The organism is Colwellia sp. SU-HH01217, assembly GCF_057543495.1.
The window spans coordinates 389,416-405,530 of record NZ_BAAJLX010000002.1; the positions used below are offsets into that span (position 1 = coordinate 389,416).

Below are 16,115 nucleotides of genomic sequence, written 5' to 3' on the forward strand. Positions count from 1 at the left end.
AAGTATTAAAGTTTACAATAATCTGCAAACGCAAAATTAAACGGCTTAACACGACTACAATAAAAATGATTAAGTTAACTTTGTTAATGGCAAAGTAATATCTACTTGCCCTAACCTCAAACATAAATGGAGCCATTCATTTAAAAACAGATTAATTTGCTGTTTCTCGTCTGGGTGGTGCATATCTGTATTCGGGTAATCATACCGCGGTTTAATTTGCCTGATATCTTGGCTACTTACTACTTCTGCCATTCGGGCATCATGATATAAACGAATAACCATTGAAGGTCTAAATAGCTTTGCGATTACTGAAGCATGCTTTGTCAAAGTTGATGTTTGATTAATATTGAATAATAAATTGGCATCTTGGGAAATACTGACCAGAGAAGTGTAGCGTGTCACTTCTTTCACGGTTACCGTATACGATAGAAAATCAGAAATAAAAAAACAACGTTGCTCACCTATACACTCTCTGTTCGCTAAAATTTTTAGCATTAACATATAATTGGTATCACACAAATTCATCAGCATTGACAAACTTGGTTGATATTTTCGAGCAATACTGCTCATTTATGTGCTCCTTTTAGCGATTACTTTGTAACGTTTGGTAGTTTAATGCTAACCATTGTAACCCAATAATGGTTGCTGCGTTGTTAATTTTCTCTTCTGCCAATAACTTCAAAGCGGCCTCTCTAGACATGACATGCACTAAAATATCTTCCCCTTCCTCTGGTAAACCATAAACCGATTGTTGGTCATCAAGGTTAGCGCTATCAATACAGGCCGCGTAAAGATGAATTTGTTCGCTCATGCCGCCAGGACTTGAAAAATAGCTCATAACTTTAATTAAACTCTCTGGTTTAATCACCAAATTTGCTTCCTCTTCAGCTTCTCTAATAGCGACTTCTTCAGGAAGTTCATTGAGGTTAAACATCCCCGCTACAAATTCCAACAGCCAAGGTGATTCCCCAGAACGAATGACACCCGGTCTAAATTGCTCTAATAAAATCACTTGATCCAACACAGGATCATAAGGCATCAACACCACGGCATCACCGCGTTCAAAAATTTCACGGCACAATACCTCACTCATGCCACCTTTAAATAGTTGGTGACTTACTTGATACGATTCCAATTTAAAAAAACCTTGAAACTCAAGCTTAATATCATGAACTTTGATATTGTCTTGCGAGAATCCGCTCAGGCTTTCTGCGCCAGTTAATAATTTACTTTTATTGATCATTGTATTTTAATTTGGGGAAAGATTTAAAAAAAATATTTTGTTACACTAGTATACACTGCAAAACACTTATTTTATTTGGTTAAACTAAAAAGCACTGTAGGATAGAACTCAAACGTACCCAAAGCATGTTAAAAAGTGGCTGGGTAATAAAATAAAATGTAAACGAAAGGGATTACCCGCACATGAAAAAAACAATAATAGCCCTCATCATTGGATTAGCAAGTGCTACTAACAGCACGAATCTACATGCTGAAGACCTAATGACGGTTTATCAACAAGCAATTACAAATGATCCGGTGGTATTAAAAGCTATCGCACAATTTAATATTGCTCAAGAAGATATAAAAACGGTTCGTTCTGTTTTATTACCACAAATTAATGCTTACGGTGGCTACACTACTGGTGAAGCAGAACAAGCGATTACGGGTGTTCCTGTTGGTTACAGTGCCGATACCACTAATTATGGCGTGCAACTAGATATGCAGCTATATCACCACGACGCTTGGTTACGTTTAGGTACCTCTGAAAAAGCAGCTCACCGTAGCGATATTTCGTTACAATCAGCAAAACAAGATTTGATTACCCGTGTTTCTCAAGCCTACTTTAATTTATTAAGTGCTCAAGATGATTTAGAGTTTGCTACAGCAGAAAAAGTCGCCATCGAGCGTCAATTAGAACAAACCAAACAACGCTATTCTGTAGGATTAACGGCAATTACTGATGTTCATGAAGCACAGGCACAATACGATAGTGCTGTATCTTCTGAAATTATCGCTGAGAATAGCATTTACACTGCCGAAGAAGCAGTTAGAGTTATTACCAATGTTTATCCACGTAACCTAAATGTATTAGATACTAGCTTGTTCAGTACTTCTCGCCCTTCTCCAGACAGTGCTAACGAATGGCAAGGTATTGCAGAAGCGAAAAATTTAGATTTAATTTCTCAAAAAGTGGCGGTTGATATAGCTAAAGAAAACATCAATATTTCTCGTGCTGGTCACTACCCAACATTAGATTTAAAAGGTAACTATGGTAGTACTAACACGGATAATGAAAATCCGTTAATTCCTGTTAATAATGACCTTTATTTAGACAGCTACTCTGTTGGCGTTACCGTCAATGTACCAATTTATTCTGGTGGTGCCGTGACAAGTTCTGTTAATAAAGCTCAGCAAAGCTATGTATTAGCTAGTCAAGACTTATCGTTAACTCATAGAAGCGTAGTTCGAGATACACGTAATGCTTACAACACAGTTATTGCTGCCGTTGCTGCAACCCGAGCATTTGAGCAATCGGTTGTCAGTGCCACAAAAGCATTAGAGGCAACAGAAGCCGGTTTTGAAGTAGGAACACGTACCATAGTTGATGTACTTGATAGTACAAGAAACTTGTATAACGCTAAACGTAACTTGTCTAAAACACGTTACACTTACATTCAAAATGTATTAACGCTAAAACGTGCTGCTGGCACAATCACTGAGCAAGACCTAATTGATATCAATAAAGGCTTAATGGTCGCTAAATAGTTCGCTTGCTCTACAGCTACATCTTAAAAATTAAAAAGCCACTTTATCTATTAAGTGGCTTTTTATATTTTTCTAAAAGCTGAATTTAGAGACTGTTGTAGTGGCTTTATTATTGTAAGTCTTTAAAAAAAGCACAAAGCTCGTTCGCTTCTCTTTCAACACTAAAGTGTTCCATTACATGTTTTCGGCCATCCACACCCATTTGCATAAGCCTTTGCGGCTCAGCTAACAAGTTATTTAATTTATCGGTTATCGCTTGCCCATCGTTAATGGGAACTACGTAGCCATCAATACCATTTCGTATCACTTCAGGCCATGCGCCCGCTTCAGAGGTTAATACCGCAGCACCACTACTCATTGCTTCTAATGCAGTTAAACCAAAGCCTTCATTGTCACTTAATGCAGCAACCAATGACAAAGAACTAAAAATATTAGGAATATCTTTAAAATCTTGCTCTCCGGTAAAGACAATACGTTCAGATAAACCTGCTTGTTCAATTTTTTTAGTTAACTGTGCAGCAAATTTTTTATGACTAGGGGCGATTAAACCAACAATAATCGCCGTGTAGTGAGGATTCGCCTGTAGTGCTTCAATACAAGCATCAACAAATAAGTGTACGCCCTTTTGTTTTCTAACTCGGCCTAAAATTGCAATTCCGTATTTCTCAACGTTTTTCGGCTTGCCCGAAAATTCAATGTTTTGCCAAGTTGTAGCTTTGTCTTTTGCAGGCGTAAAAACATCAATATTTATGCCATGATAAATAATCGTGGTGGGTGGCTTTTCTAAATAACTTGCTGACGCTTTACACATAGCCACAACCGCATCCATTCTTCGTGTTAACCACAAAGTAAACTTTGAACGTTTACGCTGAGCAGCCGAGCTAAAAACGATTTTAAACTTACCACCAAAAAGATACTTTAAAAGCAAAGCTTGAATCATTTCATCTACTCTTCGAGCATGAAAGATGCGTATTTTTCCGTTTGATAAAGGTTTGCGAGCAATGAAGATTGCTTGCCAAAAGCTAATATACTGGGAAGGATCTGATAAATGATGCTTATTTCCCATCACTTTTAACTGCATTAATTTTTCTTGGTAAGGTAAGACTTGCAGCATGGTTGAAGTGACGCCTGAAAAATTCGAATTTGAATTTCCAATAATTAATTCAATCTCGCTTTCGTGTAGCTCCGAGCTAACAGGTTTATCCATTAAATACGTCTCTGTTTTTTCAATTGTGGGCGAGAAAAACTAGCTAGATAAAAAATTATCCTGAATATAGTCGCTTCTACTTTCATCATTCGTTGTAATCTAGATATAATAAGCGATAACGTCAAAGATAAACAGCCATAAGCGAATATTAATAGTGAGTAGAAATTCAATTTTACAGCCCGACTTTAAACTTTCCTTTTTACTACCCAAATATTGGCTAACTTGGCTCGCTGTATGTATTTTATATTCTATTTCTTGGCTACCGTATAAAATGCAATTATCGCTCGGGAGAAGTATTGGACGATTATTATTTAGAATTGGCTCGAGTCGAAAGAAAGTTGCTTTAACCAATTTACAATTATGTTTTCCTGATATGCCAGCGAGCGAGCATCAACGAATTTTAAAGACTAACTTTGAAAACACCGGTATTGCTTTACTAGAAACTGGCATGGGTTGGTGGTGGCCTAATTGGCGTGTCGACCGAAAAGTAAAAGTAGTTGGCCTGGAACACATTCAAAAAGCTCAATCTGAAGGAAATGGCGTTTTATTACTCGCCATGCATTATCTGAGTGTTGAAATAAACTGTCGCGGTGTTGGGCACGGCAATCCTATGGTTGTTTTTTATCGCCCACACAACAACCCATTAATGGAATTTTTTCAATTTAGGGGACGAGGACGAGCCAACAAGTATATGCTCGGTAAGCGTGATGTCAGAGGTTTGATGAAGGCACTTCGGGATCGTGAAGCGTGTATTTATCTGCCTGACCAAGACTATGGCAGAAATAAAAGCTTATTCGTGCCATTTTTTGGTGTAAAAGATGCAGCAACAACCACTGGCACACTCATCTTTGCCCGACAAAAAAACACCAAAACTATGATGCTTATTCCAACACGAAACGATGACGGAAGCGGCTATACTATTGAGATAAAACCTCCTTTAGAAAATTTCCCCACTGATAACGATGAAAATGATCTGATCCGAGTAAATCAAGAGTTAGAAAAAGCAATATTATACAAGCCTGAACAATATATGTGGTTACATCGCAGGTTTAAAACCCGACCAAATAAAGAAGACCCGTCATTGTATAAATAAAGATCTTTAAGTACAGTAATAATTACCCTGATTACAATACCTAAGAATTAGCTTATGAATTTTTGGTTACGCAATATAATACTCGCCGCTATATTGATAGTTTTAGGCTATTTGTTATTTGATAATCGAGATGTGCTTTTTTCTTTGGCAGAGCAAAGTGCAGAAGAAGGCACAGCCTTGTTGAGCAGCGATGAGCCTGCCACTAAGGGGATTACTACACAACCTAAATCGAATAACGCCGCCGCTGATGGTTTATCACGTTTTTACGCTAGTATTAATCCTGATATGAATACCAAAGGCCCTAAAATTAGAAATAATATTGTATTTCTTCCTGAGCCAAGCGGTGATTTAGTTAAAATATTAGAAGCCAAAAAAATGGTCACCCGCCCGTACCGACGAAGTTGGAAAGGTAATATTGAATCTAGACCATTTAGAAAAGGTCAAACATTACTGCAAAAGTTAACCGAATATGCTGATAAAGAAGGTCTCGATATTATCTGGTGGTTGAATCGAGACTTTGTAATTAAAGACCCTTTTAGAGTTGAAAAAAACATTTTAGAAACCTCTTTCCAACTCGGCCGAACAGTTGCAGGACATTTCGAAAACGGTCTCAACGTGTTTTTTTGCTATAGACACAGAACTTTAGTGTTTATTGATGAACCAATAGACTACTTAACAGAAGAGTGCCAAATGCTACAATCAAAAAATGGCTATTAGGTTATATCAACTCTCACGCTAAAAACTGCTGCCAAATAATCACTACATCTTTGGTGCATTGTTCAAAAATAGTTTCGTCTAGTAATAAACGTTCATTTTGTAGCGCAGCTCTATGACCTTGATCTCTAAGCTGACAATAGGCTTGTGTTAATGCTGCCTTTTGCTCTTCATTTAAAACACCTGCGCGAGTTAATTCAGCAAAAATTCTGATATTATCTGAATATTTGGCCACCGCTAAAAATTGATGACTGTTTTTAAGCACTAAATATTGTGCTAAAAACTCAATATCAACCAGTCCACCAATACCTTGCTTTATATCAATGTGCTGCTTACTAGACTTGTCTAGGTGATTGCGCATTTTTGTTCGCATTGCTTTCACATCTTCAGCTAATACTTGTGCATCTCTTGGTTGAGCTAAAATACCTTGGCGTAATAAATTAAATTTACGTTCAATATCATCATGTCCATATACAGCGCGTGTTCGCACTAACGCCTGGTGTTCCCACGTCCACGCTTCTTCTTTTTGATATTTAGCAAAAGTATTAATATGAACAACCAATAAGCCTGAATTTCCTGAAGGCCTTAAACGCATATCCAATTCATATAACACACCGTTTGCCATACGCGTGTTAAATATATGCATAATGCGTTGTGCAAGTTTCATGTAAAAGACACTCGCTAATACTTGCTTATTACCATTGGTTACATCATCAGAATCAGAACAATGAACAAAAACTAAATCTAAATCTGAGCTGTAACTAAGCTCCCTGCCGCCCAATTTTCCATAACCAATGACTGCAAAACCTTTATCATCATGCAAAGCTGCAGATTTAGGGACACCAAAACGCTGAGATACTTGTAACCATGCTAAATTAATCACCTCGGTAATAATTGCTTCTGCTAGCGCAGTAAGGTGATTACTCACCTGAGTTAATGGTAACACCCCAACAATATCTGCGGCCGCAATACGTAGATGTTGAGCCTGTTTAAATTGTCGTAATGTGTCCATTTGAGCTTCGATATCCTCTTCTGGTACGCGAAGCATTAATTCTCTTAATTCCAGACTATAATCTGACAACGCTGGAGGGTTATTGAGTAATTTAGGATCAATAAGTTCATCAAGCAATATTGGGAAACTGGCGATATGCTCTGCAACCCATTGACTCGCCTGACACAATCTAATTAAATGTTTTAGTGCTCCTTCATTTTCAAATAGCAGCTCTAAATACGCGGTTCGCGTTGTAATTTTATTGAAAACAATCAATATCCGCTTTAAAGTTACTTCTTTAGCGCGAGTTTGCTCTAAATGCCAAAGCAATAATGGCATCAGCTTATCTAAAACCTGCCTACCTCTATTACCAATACTGCGTTTAATAATGATTTCTCGAAAATCATTTAATTCAAACCAAATAACGCTACCTTGCCAAAAATCAGCGCCTTTTTCTATCCACTCAATGCATTCTTCTTCTTGCCATTGGCTGTGCCAAAGAGTTTGCCAATATTCATCTTCAGCTTGATGATTAGGGCTTTCTTCTCCAATAAGTGAGATAAACGATTTATGCACGCCAGCCATGTGTTTATCTAAACTTTCAAGAAACTCTTGCCATGAATCAATTTTTAACACGGTTAATATTCTAACTTGATCTAATAAACTATCGGGCAAAGTTTGAGTTTGTTGATCAGCCAAAGCTTGGATAATATTTTCAACACGACGAAGAAAACAGTAAGCACTTTTTAATACCTTTGCACTATTTTCTGTTAATTCACCTTCATCGACTAAGATGGGTAAAACTGATAATACATGACGCTGCTGTAACGCTTCTGAACGCCCACCTCGAATAAGTTGAAATACTTGAATAATAAATTCTATTTCCCTAATGCCGCCTGCGCCAAGTTTAATATTATTCACTAGGTTTTTACGACGAACTTCTTGGGCTATCATCATTTTCATGCGACGTAACGAATCAATCACACTAAAGTCTATATACCTTCGATAAACAAAAGGTTTAAGGGTTGCAGTTAACTCTTGATGATAAGGACTGTCACCTATTAACCTTGCTTTTAGCATCGCGTAGCGCTCCCAATCACGTCCTTGCTCTTGGTAATAATCTTCCATTGCATTAAAACTCATAACAATAGGACCGCTTTCTCCAAATGGTCTCAGGCGCATATCGACTCGGTAGACAAATCCATCAACTGTTTTTTGATTCAACGCTGTAATTAGCTTTTGTCCTAAACGAGTAAAAAATTGTTGATTATCCAAACTGCGACGCGCGCCCACTGTTTCACCTCGTCGTGGGTAGCTAAAAATCAAGTCAATGTCAGAAGAAAAATTGAGTTCTTCCCCCCCAAGCTTTCCCATGCCATAAATAAGCAATGGTAAACCTGTATCATTTTCACTCGCCTTATCTAAGTCATAGCCACTCTCTTGAGGAACACCCCACTGCTGTTGACAAAAGTGAGTTAACCAATTTAAAGCCGCGATTATCAAAGCATCGGCTAATAACGATAATCGTTTTAGTGACAATGTTAATGGCATATCAAGCACTAGATCAGCGACTGCAATTTTTACCATCTCTTGTAATCGACAACGACGCAGTTCTCGGTGTAATTGTGCCTCGTCATCACACAGCAACAACCTATCAGCTAAAATTTGAGTATAATTTGGACAATCCTTTTGATAGACATCACCATTTAAGAACAACTCAACAACTAACTCTGGCGCTTGCATTGCACTATTGAAAATAAAATCGCTTAACGCGAGTGACTGTTGAAAATCAACCAACAACTTATCATCTAGTTTTTCGGCATAAGTTGGATGCTGCTCAGTAAACTTTTGCCAATATGAATTAAGCTGTTCGTGTAGTATTGTACTATTGTGTTTTGTCATAAGTTTTTTACGAATTAATAAGTGAAGCGATAAACTTTCGTTAGACATATTATGTCGACAATGTTATTAATAAATAATAACCCTAGCGTCTTGCCATTTATACCAATACTGCTAAGTTTGCACTAGTATACATGGAAGAAATACATCAACCTTACTTTAGATCGAGTTTTAGTTTGAACTTTATATTTAAAAAAACGCTAAAATATTCGTTAGCAGCAATAAGTTTACTGTTGCTTAGCGCTTGTAGCGACCCTCTCAAAGAGCAAATCAATCAACAACTGCCAATTAGTGAACAACGTGTTCAACAACTCGCTAATGCGCTTGATAATAATCAAGTTCGTAATGCTAACTTAATTAAGCAATATGCTGAAAAAGTCGCCATTAAAAAACCGTCATTAACAGCATTAATAGATGAATTTAAAAAAGATGCAACCTCTAATGGCCCTATGTTTAAAGCATTGGAAGACAGATTAAATACAGTTAAAACACAACCTAACATGTTTGCTAATAATCAAGCGATTTACGATGAACTACTGAATATATATCAAGCAGCCGATCCTTTACTTTTTTCAGATGCACTAAGCGATCCTTTAAATGTGTTGGCGGATATGTCTGAAGGAGAATTACCTCGCGTTAACTCTCTTTCTAAATCGCAAAGCCAAAAGGCAAATAATGCGCAAGATTTTGGCACGGGTGAGCAATTAATTGGTAATCCTAGTTATGGTCATTGGCAAACAGGCAGCAATGGTATGTCTTTTTGGGCATGGTATGGCATGTACTCAATGATGGGCGATGTCTTTGGTCGTCGCACTTATTATAACGACTGGGGACGTTCACGTAATTACAGTTACTATAATGATTATGGACGTACCCGTTATAGCTCTCCTTCTCAACTGAAAGCACAAAATAAACTGGATACTCGTGCAAGTAAATCTTTCGACAACAAGGGTAAAAAGTATACCAGTGCTTACAGTAAAAATAGAACAGGTTCTTCAAGCTTATCTTCTCAAAGTAAAACAGCGCAAACCAGTGCTAATCGCTTTAAAGCGAAGTCGTCCAGAAGTTCTTATAGTAGTAAATCTAGTTCTTCTAAGTCTAAGAATGCTAGTTTTAGAAATAGCAGCAGTAACACTTCTCGGGGTGTTAGGCGAGGCAAATAAGTTTGCTAATTTCAAACTTAACAATAAAAACATGGATAAGCGTTTAGTTAATTAACGTTCAAAAAAAGAATTTTATTAGGAAACAACATGCAAAATTTAATTGAAATTACAGGGTTAACTCAAGATTTGCTTATTTATTTAGCAATTGATTTAACTATCGCTATTTTACTGCTTGGTGCTATGCGATTTGTCTCAGGTTTATCAGCAGGAGTAAACACCAAGGAAGAGTTAGCACAAAAAGATAACTTTGCTTTTGGCATAAGTTTAGCGGGAAGTATCGCTGCGCTAGGTATTGTTTTAACCGGTGCAATTACCGGAGAAACTGCTAGTAGTTACCTTATGGAAATTATAGGGATGTTTGCTTATGGCTTATACGGCCTAATTTTAATTAAAGTCGGCCGTATTATTCATGATAAAATAGCTTTACAAAAAATAGATAAAACCGCTCTAATTAAAGAACAAAACTTAACCATAGGTTTAGTAGATGCGGCCGGAGCTATTGCTACAGCTATTATTATCCGCGCAGTTTTGCTTTGGGTTGACGGTTTAGACTTAAACACATTTATTGCCATCACTAGTGGCTTTATTGTTGCTCAAACTATGTTAGTTTTAGTCACTCGCCTTAAAGAGAAACAATATGCAAGTAACAACCAAGAAGACAGTTTACAAGAAGCATTAAAAAACGGTCAATTAGCATTAGCTATCCGTTACTCAGGACAAGTTATTAGTACAGCATTAGCAGTAACTGCTGCAAGCCACTTTTTAACGTATAGCCCTGAAACTTTAGTGATGAATTTATTGGGCTGGTTAGTCTTTGGCATTATCATGACCCTATTAGTTTCTATTTTAACCTCTATCGCTAAGCGAATTGTGTTAATGGGTATTAATTTAGTTGAAGAAGTAGATCAACAACACAACGTTGGTGTAGCAAGTATCGAAATGGCAATCAGTATTTCAATTGCCCTAATTCTTACAGCTCTTATGGCATAAACTAGTTAGTATATTTAACGGCCAATCCCTTTTATCTAGGCATTGGCCGTTTCCCTCCTCCACCGCATTAGTTCCTATTTATGATACAAAAACAAAAACACCTACTTGACGATGTATTGCTCATTCTCGCAATGTCTGTACTTGCTGGGTGTGGTTTAATTTACGAATACTTACTTTCTCATTATGCTGGTCGTGTACTGGGCGTTATGGAAAGTACAATTTATGCAATGATTGGTTTAATGATTGTTGCAATGGGATTAGGCGCATTTGCGGCTAGAAAAGTAAAATGCGCATTCAATGGGTTTGTCTATTTAGAGCTTATTATTGCATTGTTAGGCAGTAGTGCCATTTTAATCATCGGTGGTTTAATTGCCGTTACGCAAATATTACCTCATTTAATTAGCGACACTTTTTCTCTGCCGCCGGACTCACTTCCTCAAGGAGGAATTTTTAAGCAACTAAGCTTTCTTGCCTTTAATAGCCCCTATTTTTTCGGTTTGCTATTAGGCTTTTTTATCGGTATAGAAATACCGTTAATTGCCCGTATCCGAGAAGAAATCCATCAACAGCATTTGGCCAATAATTTAGGCACTATTTACGGTGCTGATTATATTGGCGCCGGTATTGGTGCTGCTATATGGGTGATATTTTTACTGTCTATCGATATCAGCAAAGCAGGAGCATTAACTGCTGCACTAAACCTATTAGCCGGTAGCGTGTTTATTTGGCGTTACTGGTCAAAATTAAAATGGCGAAAAACTTTTGTTAGCCTACATCTTGTATTAGCGGTATTAATTCTCGTTATTTTTAATCACGGCAACCATTGGCTTAACCAAATGAGTAACCTGCTCTATTTAGATAAAGTGCTTTATAGTGAAAAAACTCGTTATCAGCAAGTCACGTTTACCGAACGACAATTAGGCTCTGGTAAAGAAAGTATTATCAACTTTTACCTTAATGGCCGATTACAATTTTCGTCGATGGATGAGCACATTTATCACAGCTACTTAGTTTCACCTGTGTTAGCCGGCTCGGCACGACACGATAATATTTTAATTATTGGCGGCGGAGACGGGCTTGCTTTAAGAGATGTACTAAAATGGTCACCTAAAAATGTGACTTTAGTAGACTTAGACTCGCAGTTACTGGATATATTTCAAAAGCCTGAACAACATTTACCAGATAATCTTGCCAATAAAATTGCCCACCTTAATGAGCTGAGTTTACAAGACTCAAGGGTCAATATTATTCGAGGCGATGCCTTTATTGCCATTGATGAGTTACTTAGCGAAGCACAGATATTCGATGCTATCATCGTTGATCTTCCAGATCCTAGTCATCCTGACTTAAATAAACTGTATTCCGTTAACTTCTACGCTCGGCTTAATCAGCTATTATCCGGAGATGGACAAATAGGCATTCAATCAACCAGCCCTTATCACGCAAAAGCTTCGTTTATTTCTATTGGTAAAACCGTAAAAGCAGCCAAATTTAATCATGTGCAACAATATCATGACAATGTACCTAGTTTTGGCGAATGGGGGTGGACAATTGCCACTAAAATAGGAGCAAGCCCATTAGTGCGCTTAAATAAACTAAATGAATTACCTATTCCGCATTCATGGCTTAACCTTGAGATGATTAAAAGCGCATTTATATTTTCTAATAATTTTTATCAAGACGAAGATAAAATAGGCATAAACTATTTAGGTAGCCATACACTTTACCAACTGCATCAGCAGGCTTGGCTTGATCAACAAGGTCCAATAAACAATTAAGTAGTTATGGCATTTAAATGAATTTGCAATTAAATTGAAATTAATACAAAAACCCACTTGACATATTATGTCAAAGTGCTAAATTTATAACCGTTGACATATTATGTCAAAAGTAAAGAATAAATAGTTCCAAGGTAAATAACCAAATTTATTCTAGCGACTTATTAAACATGAGGATTAATATGAATATTCATAAAATAGCCAACCACTTAAACGCTTTGGCTGATGATTCAGAAACAGGGATGACTTTCGATTGCCAACCAATTTCAGGTGAAGTTGATGTTTTGCAAATAACCATTGAAGGACGTGAAGAACTGCCTATTTTCGTTTCAGTAACAGACGATCAAATATTGTGCATTACTTATTTATGGGACGAGCAAGAAGTTAAAAGTGAATGCATTAATGATATGCATGTCAGTATGCTAGAAATGAATATCCCGATGCCACTCTCTTCTTTTTCAAAGATTGGCGACAAATATGTAGTGTTTGGTGCGTTATCAATAAGCTCTACTTTTGATGACATTGAACACGAACTTACCGTACTTAATAACAATGCCTTAGAAGTTATTGATGATATGAGTGAATACTTAATTTAACGAACACCTTAACTACAGGCTTTACACAAAGTGCTGAGTTAACAGTAGAATTTTATCTACCCCATTAGGAGTAATATAATGAGTATATTTAAAAAAATAATGACAGCAATTCGTGGCGGCGCTTCAGAAGTTGGCGAATCAATAGTAGACGCTAATGCTACCCGTATTTTCGAACAAGAAATTCGCGATGTTGAAAACCACTTAACGAAAGCAAAACGCGATCTAACTGGTGTAATGGCTGAGCAAATGGCAGCAAGTCGCGAAGTTGACCGTATTCAACGTGAAATTACAGAGCATGAAGGTTATGTAGCACAAGCACTTGAAAAAGGTGATGAAACTTTGGCGCTAGCGGTTGCTGAAAAAATTGCTACTTTAGAAAGTGAATTAGCTGCACAACAACAAGCTTTTGAAAGCTTCCAGGCAAGCGCTAACCGTTTAAAAGAACTAGTGAAAAAGAGTGAACGCCAAGTAGCTGAGCACAAGCGTCAACTTTCTATGGTAAAAACTACAGAAAGTGTACAAAAAGCAACATCTGCTATTACTGACAATTTTTCATCAAGTAACTCTAAGTTATTAAGTGCAAAAGATTCACTAGAGCGTATTAAAGCGAAACAGCAAAAATTTGATGACAAAATGAAAGCAGCTGAAGTATTAGAATCAGAAAGCGGTGACGGTGCACTTGAAGCACAACTTAAAGCCGCAGGTATTGGCGCACAAAGCACTAGTGCAAACTCAGTACTCGATCGTTTAAAAGCAAAACAAAATAACGCATAAAGTTTTCCCAACTAATGCAATTGCAAACTTCAGCCTATCCTTAGGCTGAAGTTTATTTGTTTTACCACAACACTAATTTTATGTAAGGATATACCGCTAATGAGCTTTTTAAAAAAGATGTTTGGTAAAGAAGAAAAACAAAGAAAATTAGCGTCTGCACGTGATCTTAATACCGATGATATTATTGTAATAACTGATAGTTTTGCACTTCCTGAATCTTTGCGACAACAACAATTTCAGGTAACCGCCGTCAATAGCTATGAATATGAAACAGAAACGCAAACTGAATGGACACTAACAGGGAATAACGATTTAGAGATCTTTCTTTCTCTTGATGTTGATGACAAAACCTATTTAAAGTTTACCTTAAAAATTGAGCCCGAAGATGTTGAAACACTCTTTAACCTTGATGATTTTTCAACCTTATTTGATGAACCTGGTTCGGCTTTTTTAAACCGTCAACAAGATAGTGCAACCTCTAGCGGTTGGACTAGTGAACAGTATCGACAATCTATTTTTGCAAAAGTGGGCTACTTCCACCGCAAAGATCATCGTTCACAAAACCTATCACCCTATGAAGGTAAAGACAGTGGTGAACAGTTTGAGTTATACCAACTACTCGACCAAGATCAATACAGAGGGGTTGAAGTAGAGGTATGGGAAGATGGCGACACAGATGTTTTTTTATCACTTTACCGACCATTAACCGATATAGTTGATATGTTTCCAGGTAGCTAGCCGCTATAAATATTGTTGGTTTGACCAATTCAATATTTAAAAGTATTTCTAATCCAATAAATATGTAGGATGTCACATGAGCAGAAAAATTCCAGATAAATGGCAATCGTCAGTTAAAGCCATTAAAGCTGTGCAAGTTGCCTTTGATATGGATGAAAAAATTCAGTTAGCAATTAGAACACAAGCGCTCCAAGCAGGTCTTAGTCCTTCTGATCAAATTCGCGACATTTTAGGGCTGCCAATTAACAAACGTCCAAAACGTCCACGTTTAACAGTAAGCCTTGCCCCCGACGATTATGTTACCCTAGCAGAAAAGTATCAGCTAACACCTGATCAACAATTAGAAATTAAAAAAAAGTTAATGGATGAGCTCATTCATCACGTCAACGATAAAAAGTAATGCATAAGAAACTCATGAGATCTTAATGCCTAGCTAGTTCACAATTAACTACTTAACCTAAAATAAAAATACAGCTGAAAATACAAAGAGGAAATTATGGCAACAGTCTTTCAAATAACAGCAATAAAAAGTAAGTTACACTCAACTGATGACTTTGGCGTTATCAACTATAAAACCAGTTTTATTGCGCTCTTGTGTGTAATATCAATGGCAGTGTTGGTCTTACTTTTTGGTGCTATTACCTACCATGCAGAATTCGGCACTGAAGGTGCGACTATACAAAATTTTGGTGATGCGCTTTGGTTAATGATCATGTCAAGCACTACCATCGGCTTTGGCTCACAATACCCTGTAACAACTATTGGCCGTACTATGGTTACGTTAATGTTTATTTTTGGTGTTGGTATTATTGGCGGCTTGGGCGCTTTAATTGCTTCAAAACTGCTTGGCTTTTCTGATACCAACGTAAAAAATCGTGAGCTTAGACACCAAAATACGCAAATATTACAAAAATTAGCAGAAATAGAAACATCATTAAAAGAGACTAACAAGTAATTTGTTCGTGATAATTCGTTGATTGGAAATACACATTTATTTTTTTTTATGCCATACTCAATTTTGCATAAAAAACAATAACTATGCTGAGTAAGTAAAACGAAATATATCGCACACTAGACAGCATATTTACAATTACATTAGGGAAATTATTATGTTAATAAAAAAAATAACGATGTTAAGCCTAACATTAGCAGCATCAGTAGCAATGACAGGTTGTGCAAACACTGACAAATTAGAACAAAACATCAACCAATTAACCAATAAAGTTGATGCCCTTTCTACTGAAGTAGCAGAACTAAAAACTCAACAAGCAAAAACTGCAGAGTTAGCTGAAGAAGCAAAAGCCGCTTCTGAGCAAGCAGCAATGGACTCTAAAGACGTTAACGAACGTTTAGATAACATGGTTAAATCTTACAAGAAGTAAGTAACAGTTAGTAAAATAACT

General features: G+C 36.9%; 16 protein-coding genes. 12 read left to right on the top strand and 4 right to left on the bottom strand.

Features of this window, described 5'->3' with window-relative positions:
- Positions 1 to 69: 69 nt before the first annotated feature.
- Positions 70 to 570: a DUF1249 domain-containing protein gene (locus AC27G3_RS04900; RefSeq protein WP_487119339.1), complete on the bottom strand. Its 501-nt coding sequence runs from the start codon at positions 568 to 570 to the stop codon at positions 70 to 72.
- Between the two features lie 13 nt (positions 571 to 583).
- Positions 584 to 1,243, bottom strand: coding sequence for an NUDIX domain-containing protein (locus tag AC27G3_RS04905; RefSeq protein WP_487119341.1), 660 nt, complete (start codon positions 1,241 to 1,243; stop codon positions 584 to 586).
- A gap of 182 nt (positions 1,244 to 1,425) precedes the next feature.
- On the opposite strand from AC27G3_RS04905, the gene tolC reads away from it, so the two are divergent.
- Complete coding sequence (tolC, locus tag AC27G3_RS04910; RefSeq protein WP_487119342.1) at positions 1,426 to 2,769, top strand: outer membrane channel protein TolC; 1,344 nt, start codon at positions 1,426 to 1,428, stop codon at positions 2,767 to 2,769.
- A gap of 109 nt (positions 2,770 to 2,878) precedes the next feature.
- Here the strand turns inward: tolC and AC27G3_RS04915 are convergent, their stop codons facing one another.
- Positions 2,879 to 3,976: a glycosyltransferase family 4 protein gene (locus AC27G3_RS04915; RefSeq protein WP_487119344.1), complete on the bottom strand. Its 1,098-nt coding sequence runs from the start codon at positions 3,974 to 3,976 to the stop codon at positions 2,879 to 2,881.
- Positions 3,977 to 4,130: 154 nt separating this feature from the next.
- Here AC27G3_RS04915 and lpxL point away from each other — a divergent pair, with 154 nt between their 5' ends.
- Both lpxL and AC27G3_RS04925 read left to right on the top strand, forming a co-directional pair.
- Positions 4,131 to 5,069, top strand: coding sequence for an LpxL/LpxP family Kdo(2)-lipid IV(A) lauroyl/palmitoleoyl acyltransferase (gene lpxL, locus AC27G3_RS04920; protein ID WP_487119346.1), 939 nt, complete (start codon positions 4,131 to 4,133; stop codon positions 5,067 to 5,069).
- A 54-nt stretch (positions 5,070 to 5,123) separates the two neighbouring features.
- Complete coding sequence (locus AC27G3_RS04925; RefSeq protein ID WP_487119348.1) at positions 5,124 to 5,786, top strand: TcpQ domain-containing protein; 663 nt, start codon at positions 5,124 to 5,126, stop codon at positions 5,784 to 5,786.
- Between the two features lie 13 nt (positions 5,787 to 5,799).
- On the opposite strand, the gene glnE is transcribed toward AC27G3_RS04925, so the two are convergent.
- A complete protein-coding gene (glnE, locus tag AC27G3_RS04930) occupies positions 5,800 to 8,724 on the bottom strand; it encodes a bifunctional [glutamate--ammonia ligase]-adenylyl-L-tyrosine phosphorylase/[glutamate--ammonia-ligase] adenylyltransferase (RefSeq protein WP_487119350.1) in 2,925 nt (974 codons plus the stop codon).
- Positions 8,725 to 8,807: 83 nt separating this feature from the next.
- Between glnE and AC27G3_RS04935 the strand changes: the two genes are divergently transcribed.
- From AC27G3_RS04935 to zapB, 9 genes are all read left to right on the top strand, one after another.
- On the top strand, positions 8,808 to 9,836 hold the full coding sequence (locus AC27G3_RS04935; protein WP_487119352.1) for a hypothetical protein: 1,029 nt from the start codon (positions 8,808 to 8,810) through the stop codon (positions 9,834 to 9,836).
- Positions 9,837 to 9,923: 87 nt separating this feature from the next.
- Positions 9,924 to 10,826 carry a DUF350 domain-containing protein gene (locus AC27G3_RS04940; protein ID WP_487119354.1) on the top strand — a complete coding sequence of 301 codons (903 nt, stop codon included), beginning with the start codon at positions 9,924 to 9,926 and terminating at the stop codon, positions 10,824 to 10,826.
- Between the two features lie 80 nt (positions 10,827 to 10,906).
- Positions 10,907 to 12,604, top strand: coding sequence for a polyamine aminopropyltransferase (locus AC27G3_RS04945; RefSeq protein WP_487119356.1), 1,698 nt, complete (start codon positions 10,907 to 10,909; stop codon positions 12,602 to 12,604).
- Between the two features lie 182 nt (positions 12,605 to 12,786).
- On the top strand, positions 12,787 to 13,200 hold the full coding sequence (locus AC27G3_RS04950; protein WP_487119358.1) for a YjfI family protein: 414 nt from the start codon (positions 12,787 to 12,789) through the stop codon (positions 13,198 to 13,200).
- A gap of 78 nt (positions 13,201 to 13,278) precedes the next feature.
- Positions 13,279 to 13,974: a PspA/IM30 family protein gene (locus AC27G3_RS04955; RefSeq protein ID WP_487119359.1), complete on the top strand. Its 696-nt coding sequence runs from the start codon at positions 13,279 to 13,281 to the stop codon at positions 13,972 to 13,974.
- A gap of 99 nt (positions 13,975 to 14,073) precedes the next feature.
- Positions 14,074 to 14,712, top strand: coding sequence for a hypothetical protein (locus AC27G3_RS04960; protein ID WP_487119361.1), 639 nt, complete (start codon positions 14,074 to 14,076; stop codon positions 14,710 to 14,712).
- A gap of 76 nt (positions 14,713 to 14,788) precedes the next feature.
- Positions 14,789 to 15,112 (top strand): hypothetical protein, encoded by a 324-nt coding sequence (locus tag AC27G3_RS04965; protein WP_487119363.1) that lies wholly within the window; start codon positions 14,789 to 14,791, stop codon positions 15,110 to 15,112.
- Positions 15,113 to 15,208: 96 nt separating this feature from the next.
- Positions 15,209 to 15,667: a potassium channel family protein gene (locus AC27G3_RS04970; RefSeq protein ID WP_487119364.1), complete on the top strand. Its 459-nt coding sequence runs from the start codon at positions 15,209 to 15,211 to the stop codon at positions 15,665 to 15,667.
- Between the two features lie 154 nt (positions 15,668 to 15,821).
- Complete coding sequence (gene zapB / locus AC27G3_RS04975; RefSeq protein ID WP_487119366.1) at positions 15,822 to 16,094, top strand: cell division protein ZapB; 273 nt, start codon at positions 15,822 to 15,824, stop codon at positions 16,092 to 16,094.
- Positions 16,095 to 16,115: the final 21 nt, after the last annotated feature.

Excerpts from the sequence above, each read along its gene's own strand:
- AC27G3_RS04900 (WP_487119339.1), bottom strand. The coding sequence starts at position 570 with ATGAGCAGTATTGCTCGAAAATATCAACCAAGTTTGTCAATGCTGATG.
- AC27G3_RS04905 (WP_487119341.1), bottom strand. The coding sequence starts at position 1,243 with ATGATCAATAAAAGTAAATTATTAACTGGCGCAGAAAGCCTGAGCGGA.
- tolC (WP_487119342.1), top strand. The coding sequence starts at position 1,426 with ATGAAAAAAACAATAATAGCCCTCATCATTGGATTAGCAAGTGCTACT.
- AC27G3_RS04915 (WP_487119344.1), bottom strand. The coding sequence starts at position 3,976 with ATGGATAAACCTGTTAGCTCGGAGCTACACGAAAGCGAGATTGAATTA.
- AC27G3_RS04925 (WP_487119348.1), top strand. The coding sequence starts at position 5,124 with ATGAATTTTTGGTTACGCAATATAATACTCGCCGCTATATTGATAGTT.
- glnE (WP_487119350.1), bottom strand. The coding sequence starts at position 8,724 with ATGTCTAACGAAAGTTTATCGCTTCACTTATTAATTCGTAAAAAACTT.
- AC27G3_RS04935 (WP_487119352.1), top strand. The coding sequence starts at position 8,808 with ATGGAAGAAATACATCAACCTTACTTTAGATCGAGTTTTAGTTTGAAC.
- AC27G3_RS04940 (WP_487119354.1), top strand. The coding sequence starts at position 9,924 with ATGCAAAATTTAATTGAAATTACAGGGTTAACTCAAGATTTGCTTATT.
- AC27G3_RS04945 (WP_487119356.1), top strand. The coding sequence starts at position 10,907 with ATGATACAAAAACAAAAACACCTACTTGACGATGTATTGCTCATTCTC.
- AC27G3_RS04950 (WP_487119358.1), top strand. The coding sequence starts at position 12,787 with ATGAATATTCATAAAATAGCCAACCACTTAAACGCTTTGGCTGATGAT.
- AC27G3_RS04955 (WP_487119359.1), top strand. The coding sequence starts at position 13,279 with ATGAGTATATTTAAAAAAATAATGACAGCAATTCGTGGCGGCGCTTCA.
- AC27G3_RS04960 (WP_487119361.1), top strand. The coding sequence starts at position 14,074 with ATGAGCTTTTTAAAAAAGATGTTTGGTAAAGAAGAAAAACAAAGAAAA.
- AC27G3_RS04965 (WP_487119363.1), top strand. The coding sequence starts at position 14,789 with ATGAGCAGAAAAATTCCAGATAAATGGCAATCGTCAGTTAAAGCCATT.
- AC27G3_RS04970 (WP_487119364.1), top strand. The coding sequence starts at position 15,209 with ATGGCAACAGTCTTTCAAATAACAGCAATAAAAAGTAAGTTACACTCA.
- zapB (WP_487119366.1), top strand. The coding sequence starts at position 15,822 with ATGTTAATAAAAAAAATAACGATGTTAAGCCTAACATTAGCAGCATCA.